We start from the raw sequence: 7,996 nt of genomic DNA, 5'->3' as shown, positions 1-7,996 counted from the left end.
TGAAAATTATATCGCTGAAAAAGCCTTTACAGATAGGTTTGTGCAACAAAGCCCTTTCTTTCTAAAACCTTCAAAGTCAGTTAATTCTACCAGCAGACTGGAATCCATTTCCAACAACTTTTTAAAGCTTTTTAATTCAGCATTTTTTGCTAATGCTTTATCAACTTTCTCAAAGCTTTTCAGTAATTGTGTATCATTTAAAATCTGATCTTTTTCAGCTTGTATCAAACTTTCTAATTCATCTCTTGAGTTAATAAACTCTTCAGTTTGTAAACTAATTTTGTGTCCAGCTTCAAAAAAAGAATTATCATTTAAAGAATCCAATAAATTTGTAGCTTGTACTGTTCCAAAAGAATTATTTGATTTACTAAAAAATTTTGAATTACTTAATAAGCATGTATAACGATCTAAATATTCACTCAATAAAGCTTGGTTAGATTCTAAAAATTTTTTGACTTTACCACCTTTATCAAAAATATCATTATATTTAAAAGTATACTTAGGTAAATTCTCTGATACTTCATTTTCAATTCGCAATAAATATTCGAAAAAGTTTTCATTTTCGTTGAATACAGCTTGCAACTCACTTTCACAATCTGTGCTTCTAGACTGTTTTCTGAGTACAGTGATAAATTTTGATTTCTCATTTAATAGTTCAATAAATATCTCATCATATCTACTCTTCAACTCTTCCTTTGCTATGAAATTTGTTATTGAATTTTCTGATAATTTTGTTTCAGCATTAACCACTAAAATATTATCTCTATTCAAACTTTCGCCATCAAAATTAATTTCACACAAAGCTATATTTTCAGAGAAAATTCTATCTTTTATTTCACTTCTCTGATCTTTAGAAAGATATTCAAATACATTAGCAAATGATGACTTCATTGTACCATTTGGCGCATATATTAATTGGGCTCGTTCTTTAGGTGTAAATTTAAACTCTTTCTCTAATTTACCTATACCAAAACAGTTTTCTAATTTTACATTTAAAATTCTATTCATTCTTATACTCAAAAAATAAGGGCTGATTACTCAGCCCTTATTTTTAACTCATTAAAACTTAATTATCAATAAATTAAGTTAACTGAGCAGCTTGGATTTTCTTAGTATCAACTTGATCAGCTTCTTTTGTATATTCGCTCATCTTGTCGAAGTTTAAGTATTTGTAGATGTCAGCAGAAGCGCTGTCGATTTGCGACGCGTACTGTTGATATTCTTCTGGACTTGGTAATTTACCAAGTACCGCAGCTACAGATGCAAGCTCAGCAGAAGCTAAGTAAACGTTTGCACCTTGACCTAAACGGTTCGGGAAGTTACGAGTAGAAGTTGATACACATGTTGTGTTCGGTGCTACGCGTGCTTGGTTACCCATACAGAGTGAACAACCTGGCATTTCAGTACGTGCGCCTGATTTACCATAGATGTTATAGAAGCCTTCTTCCATCAACTGATGCTCATCCATACGCGTTGGTGGCGCAATCCAAAGACGAGTTGATAAAGAACCACCTGGTACTTGCTCAAGCAATTTACCTGCAGCACGGAAGTGACCGATGTTTGTCATACAAGAACCGATGAATACTTCATCAATTTTGTCGCCTTGAACTTCAGAAAGAAGTTTAGCGTCATCTGGATCGTTCGGGCAGCAAAGAATTGGTTCTTTGATGTCAGCAAGATCGATTTCGTAAACTTTTAAGTATTCTGCATCAGCATCAGCTTTTAACAGGCTTGGGTTATCTAACCACTTCTGCATGTTTTCAGCACGGCGCGCTATTGTACGAGCATCGCCATAACCTTCTGCGATCATCCACTTCAACATGGTGATGTTAGAACGTAGGTATTCAGCAACTTTCTCTTCAGAAAGAGTGATTGAACAGCCCGCAGCAGAACGTTCAGCAGATGCATCAGAAAGTTCGAATGCTTGCTCAACAGTCAAGTCATTTTCCATTTCTGTTAAGTCGATCTCAAGGATACGACCAGAGAAGATATTTTTCTTACCTTTCTTCTCTACAGTTAAGTCACCAGCTTTGATCGCATAGTAAGGAATCGCATGTACAAGGTCACGTAAAGTAATACCAGGCTGCATTTTACCTTTGAACTTAACAAGTACAGACTCAGGCATATCAAGTGGCATAACACCAGTTGCAGCTGCGAACGCAACCAGACCAGAACCCGCTGGGAATGAAATACCGATTGGGAAACGAGTATGTGAGTCACCACCAGTACCAACTGTATCTGGAAGTAACATACGGTTTAACCAAGAGTGGATAATACCGTCACCTGGACGTAAAGATACACCGCCACGGTTCATGATGAAGTCTGGTAATGTATGGTGAGTTGTTACGTCAACTGGTTTTGGATACGCAGCAGTGTGACAGAAAGACTGCATTACCAAGTCAGCTGAGAAGCCCAAGCACGCCAAGTCTTTTAACTCGTCACGCGTCATAGGACCAGTTGTATCTTGAGAACCAACAGTGGTCATCTTAGGTTCACAGTAAGTTCCAGGACGGATACCTTGACCTTCAGGAAGACCACATGCGCGACCTACCATCTTCTGAGCTTGTGTAAAGCCTTTACCAGTGTCAGCAGGTTGTACTGGAGTACGGAATAAAGTAGAAGGCTCAAGACCTAACTCTTCACGCGCTTTAGCTGTTAAACCACGACCAATAATCAGGTTAATACGACCACCAGCGCGTACTTCGTCTAAAAGTACAGGCGTTTTAAGCTCAGCTTCTGCAATTTGTGCACCGTCTTTGTATGCAGTAACTTTTGCAGCAGCATGATCAATTTTCAATACAACTTCGTCGCCCATGTTCATGTTCGCAACGTCGATTTCAACAGGTAATGCACCTGCATCTTCCATTGTATTGAAGAAAATTGGAGCGATCTTAGAACCTAAGCACACACCACCATCTTTTTTGTTTGGAATGTGTGGAAGTTCGTTACCGAAGAACCAAAGTACAGAGTTAGTTGCAGATTTACGGCTTGAACCCGTACCAACAACGTCACCCACGTAAGCAACTTGATTGCCTTTCGCGATCAATTCTTTGATTTGGCTTAATGGACCAACTTCACCTGGTTTTTCAGGGTAGATACCGTCACGCTCGTTTTTCAACATTGCATTTGCGTGTAATGGGATATCTGGACGGCTCCAAGCGTCTTGAGCTGGAGACAAGTCATCAGTATTCGTCTCACCTGTTACTTTGAACACAGTGATTTTGATTTCTTCTGGAACGTCAGGACGGCTTGTGAACCATTCTGCTTCAGCCCAAGATTGCAATACAGCTTTAGCAGCAACATTACCTGCTTTAGCTTTGTCTGCTACATCATGGAATGCATCAAATACAAGAAGTGTTTTTTTCAATGCTTCAGCTGCTAATTCAGCAAGCTCAGCATTATCTAAAAGATCAACAAGAGGAGCTACGTTGTAACCACCAAGCATCGTGCCTAGTAAGTAAACTGCGCGTTCTTTAGTTACAAGTGGAGAAGTCGCTTCACCTTTCGCAATCGCAGATAAGAAAGCAGCTTTAACGTATGCAGCTTGGTCAACACCCGCTGGAACACGATTTTCAAGCAAATCTACTAAATATGCTTCTTCGCCTGCTGGTGGATTTTTTAATAATGCGACAAGTTCAGCAGTTTGAGCATCATCAAGCGGCTTCGGTGGGACTCCGAGTGCGGCACGTTCTTCAACGTGTTGGCGGTAAGCTTCTAGCACAGTGTTATTCCTCTTTTTTAAAAAATTACTTGTAAGTTCCAGCTTTTTTCAAGCTCTACAAGTAATATGGACAGCAAAATTTTACTAGACTTCGACTTAAAAGTTAATGGAACTACCGTATTTCTACGTGATGCCCATTATTTTATAGCGAAATGTTTGTCACTTTTGAATACCGCTTTGGTCTTAGATCAAAGCCTAATAAAACAACGAATTAGGTACATAAAAAAAGACAACTCTTGTTGTCTTTTCAATGGTCAAATTAAAATGATTTATAGTTCGGTAACTTATCATGTGGTGTTACCAAACATTGATTCGTAAATTTCTTCTTTAAATCTTCACGGATCGTATCAGGATCAGACTTCAACTGATCTGCTGGAAGTCTGTAAACCGTTTCAATAATTTCGAAAATAAATTTACTCGTCATCTCATCTTCAATCTTGCTCGCATGTTCTTTTGCTTGCTTTTCTTCAATTCCATTCTGACGATCTAGTGCAATAGAACGAGCTGCATTGCCAATACTTACGCAATAGCCATGCCACTGTTGTTCTGGTGTTAAAGGCTCTTTCTTACCACAACCCATCAAAATCAAACCGAGTGCAATCAATACAACCTTTTTCATCTTCATACTGCAGCTAATTAGATGTAGACATCATACTCAAACTCTAGCATTTTGCAAAAAAGATGCATTTAAAAACATCAGCTATCGCTAAAAAATTACATATCATTTTGTACACGACATGTTGTTTGATGTTTTGAGACATTTGCCACCAGTCGAAGAGAGATATGTATTGCCTTGTACTAGATTGTAAGCCTTACCTTTAGTGTCCCAACAACGAACACCATTACAATTCTTGATCGGAATCAAAACTTCTGTTTTTGCTGCAAGTGCTACATTTTTAGTTTGAGGTGTTGTTGCAACAGCTGCTGTTTTTGTTTCTTTAACCACTTGAGCCTGTGCTTGGGTTGGTACAGCATGATTGGCTGTGTTTCCAACCGTCATATTTTGTTTGGATGTATCAAGTTGAGGCTCTTGTTTCTTGGTGGGTGGCGGTGTCGCTGAATATGTAGTTACACCCTTCGCATCTACCCATTTGTAGTATTCTTTCGCATTAAGTTGAAATGAACTACTCATCAAACCAATACTAACGATTGCCAAAAGCTGACTAAAAGTGACACATTTCATCCCCTTCCTCCAAAAAATGTCATTTATCTATATTTTTCAATTATTTATATATAATAATATCACATTTATATTGTAAAAGTACTATAAAAAAACCTGCCTTATCTAAACAAGGCAGGTTTTATAATGTTTATCTAGAAGCGCCAGTTGTAGAATAAGTCGATAGCTCGTTCTAGGGACTGACTTGCTTCCAAATAAAGTCGACGATTCATTTGATATCGCAAAGTCAATTTATTGACAGGTGTAAATACACCAATACCATAGCGAATAAATAAGTCTGGCGTAATATAACCCGTTAAACTCACTTGGGTATCATCGCCAGTTCCCTGAGCATCTAATGCCAATCCACTTAAGCCAAAAGTTCGCCCAATTTGATTCGTTAAAGCTCTAGTTCCACCTAAGCCCATGCTGATTCCAGCGGCAGCGATTGTATTATTAACATCAGATTTGAATCCTTCAGTGTTACTTAAACCGCTACCACCTTCATTAATACGTCCTGTTAATAATGCATTGAGTGCTTCTTGCTCAGACAGACCTGCATCATTGTACACTTGAACATTAGGGACGGTCGCAGTACCCGTAACACGCACACCAACCATGCTTCCTTGTACAGGTTTATTTGCATCAATATCTAAGGTTGGGTTTGCTAGAGGTCCATTAAAACGAGCAATTGCACGATTCAAGTCGAGACTCTGACCATAAGCTTCAATCTTCACTTTTTGGCTTACACCAATTGCACCATTTGCTCGCATGGCTGTTTCTAAACCACGTTGTGACAGATGTAGACGTCCGACCAATGGGATATTACTTTCAAAGCCTTGGAAAATAACTTGATTACCAAGATTTACCGTCATATCAGCACGGATATCCCATGGTTTCGCAGCTTTTAAAGTAGCGAGTAGATCTTGTCCTTGATGCACCACACGTACATCAGGTGAAACATTCACCACCGTTGCTGAACTTTCTGGCATGGAAATACGAGCACGAGAAACATCAATCGTACCTTTTAAACTTAAACGTTGAGCAAATGGATAAACATCCAAGCTTAAATCGGGTTTAACAATCGCTGTAATCATTGGTGCTTGGCGAACTAATAGATTATCGCCTTTAAGTATTAATGCTAAATGAGGATCATTTTTCCAGTCAAAGCTCCCTTTTAAACGACCTACACCTTGTCCACTATTAAATGCACCATCTATGCTTGCTGAATCTTGTCGAATCGAAGAGTAAAGCTGAATATTATTTAAATTCACAGGTAATGAAATCATACTAATAGCGCCATTTTTCAAACGCATTTCACCTGTAAATTGTGGTTGTGTTAAAGTTCCGTCCACTTTTCCAGCAAGCGATAAAGTGCCAGCCATAGAACGTACATCTTTAATAAATGGCTTAAATACTTTGAGCTGAACTTCATCAAAAGCAATTTCACCGCGCATTGGCATATTGCTTAGGAATGGATTAATAATCACATTGGCATAACCTGTTCCAATATCAGGTGTTTTCATATCCACTCTGAATAACAATCCTTCGCCAACGCTTTTTGCGATCAAACTAAGTTCATCATAAGTGACTGTTGTCGCAGGATCTTGGGGATCAGCAGCAGCAAGACCGATTTCACCTTTACGGGTTACTAATGTCGCATCTAATTTTGGTCGCGTACCATTTGCCCATGATGCACGTGCATAACCATTTAACTGTCCTGTAACAGCTAAACCTTCTGGCATAAATGCAGCAAAATCATTTAAATCAAGATTTTTAGTGAGAAAAGAAACATTTCCTTTGGTTTTACTTATACGTGCAGCCTGATCAAGGCATAACTGGCTATGAGAGCTTGACCAACAATGCTGCCCTACAAACAGTTCAGCAGCAGATGAGGTATATATAATCGGCGCACTTTGATTCTGTACTAGACTAATTCTACGCGAAGTGAAATTACCTTTTTGCAACTGACCTAACCAATCGTTGTTTTGATTAAATCCACCTGCGAGTTGAACATAAAAATTAGACTGCTTATTTTTACTTTCAACTTTTAACAAATGCGCTTTGCGAGTACCAGCGAGATTCACAACTGCATTTTCAATTTCACGATTTCCATTGCGTACTTGATTTACCTTCGCAGTTAAAATCGTTGGTGTGGTCTCTGAAGTTGGTAGTTCACCTTGCACACGTAATGACTTAATACTAACTAGGTTATTAAATGCAAAATTATCTACAGCGATGTTTGCTGTTGCTTTCAGTTTCGGTTGAGATTGTATATTTAAATTACCATACGCTCGACCTTGCAATCCGGGATAGATTTCATACAAAGCTGGTGCGTTTAATTTAACTTTTAAGCTTTGTGCATTACCAGTTGCTTGTAATTGGTTTTGTGCATATGCAAAAAATAAATCATTTGCTTCAAATTGTTGTGGTAAGAACCCTTTTTGATTTGAATCAAGCAAAAGTGTTAAATTACCTCGTCCTCGAACTGGTTTATTGTTAATAAAACCTGCCGCATTGAGTTGACGTATATCAACTCGTTTTAGGTCATCAGACCACACACCCTGTGATTTGACATGTCCTGAAATTTCACCTTTGACACTTGAAACAAAATATTGGGGCTTGAAACGAACTAATGAGGTTTCAATATTCCAACCTAATTTATCTTTTAGATTGACTGAACCTGTTGCAAATAATTTACCAGCCACACCATCATGCTTTAACTCATTAATTTTCACGTAATCAGGCGTGCCAGCAAGATCTATTTTTAATAATCCATTTGCCTGATTTAAAGCATTTAATGAACCATCATACTGAACTGCATAACTCTTAAATCCACCACCATTTTTTTGATCATGGAAAATTAAAGCTGCTGTACTTTTTCCTTTAAGTGCAATTTTTTCAGATGTATTTGATTGGGCTAACTGACCATTTAGATCAATATTATCAAATTGAATAATCTGCTGATTTGGTTTAGCAAAACCTTTAGCAACAATTTGTCCATTTAATAAATTTACTGGTGCAGCTGTAGCTACAGTTTGTGGATTGAAATTATCTGCTTTAAGCGTTGCACTCCATGAGAGTTGCTGTTTTTCAGTTGGAAGTTTAATTTTTGC

The 7,996-nt window shown here is 38.0% G+C and carries 5 protein-coding genes; all 5 read right to left on the bottom strand.

The window, feature by feature from the left end:
- Positions 1-6: 6 nt before the first annotated feature.
- Positions 7-1,008: a hypothetical protein gene (locus tag A2003_RS11920; RefSeq protein ID WP_286687428.1), complete on the bottom strand. Its 1,002-nt coding sequence runs from the start codon at positions 1,006-1,008 to the stop codon at positions 7-9.
- A 73-nt stretch (positions 1,009-1,081) separates the two neighbouring features.
- Positions 1,082-3,721, bottom strand: a complete 2,640-nt coding sequence (locus A2003_RS11915) for a bifunctional aconitate hydratase 2/2-methylisocitrate dehydratase (RefSeq protein ID WP_286687427.1) — start codon at positions 3,719-3,721, stop codon at positions 1,082-1,084.
- 259 nt (positions 3,722-3,980) lie between these two features.
- Positions 3,981-4,340, bottom strand: a complete 360-nt coding sequence (locus A2003_RS11910) for a hypothetical protein (protein WP_005402492.1) — start codon at positions 4,338-4,340, stop codon at positions 3,981-3,983.
- Positions 4,341-4,442: 102 nt separating this feature from the next.
- Entirely contained in the window at positions 4,443-4,904 is a 462-nt protein-coding gene (locus A2003_RS11905; RefSeq protein ID WP_286687426.1) for a DUF4124 domain-containing protein, read from the bottom strand.
- Positions 4,905-5,035: 131 nt separating this feature from the next.
- A partial coding sequence (locus tag A2003_RS11900) for a translocation/assembly module TamB domain-containing protein (protein ID WP_286687425.1) occupies positions 5,036-7,996 on the bottom strand: 2,961 nt, incomplete at its 5' end.

The sequence above is a fragment of the Acinetobacter sp. GWC1_38_13 genome (assembly GCF_001767535.1).
Taxonomy (GTDB): Bacteria; Pseudomonadota; Gammaproteobacteria; order Pseudomonadales; family Moraxellaceae; genus Acinetobacter; species Acinetobacter junii.
The sequence above is the reverse complement of the archived record's forward strand: the minus strand, read 5'-3'. Positions and strand labels throughout refer to the sequence as shown.

Bases quoted from the DNA above. Each gene is read 5' to 3' on its own strand.
- A2003_RS11920 (WP_286687428.1), bottom strand. From the start codon at position 1,008: ATGAATAGAATTTTAAATGTAAAATTAGAAAACTGTTTTGGTATAGGT.
- A2003_RS11910 (WP_005402492.1), bottom strand. From the start codon at position 4,340: ATGAAAAAGGTTGTATTGATTGCACTCGGTTTGATTTTGATGGGTTGT.
- A2003_RS11905 (WP_286687426.1), bottom strand. From the start codon at position 4,904: ATGAAATGTGTCACTTTTAGTCAGCTTTTGGCAATCGTTAGTATTGGT.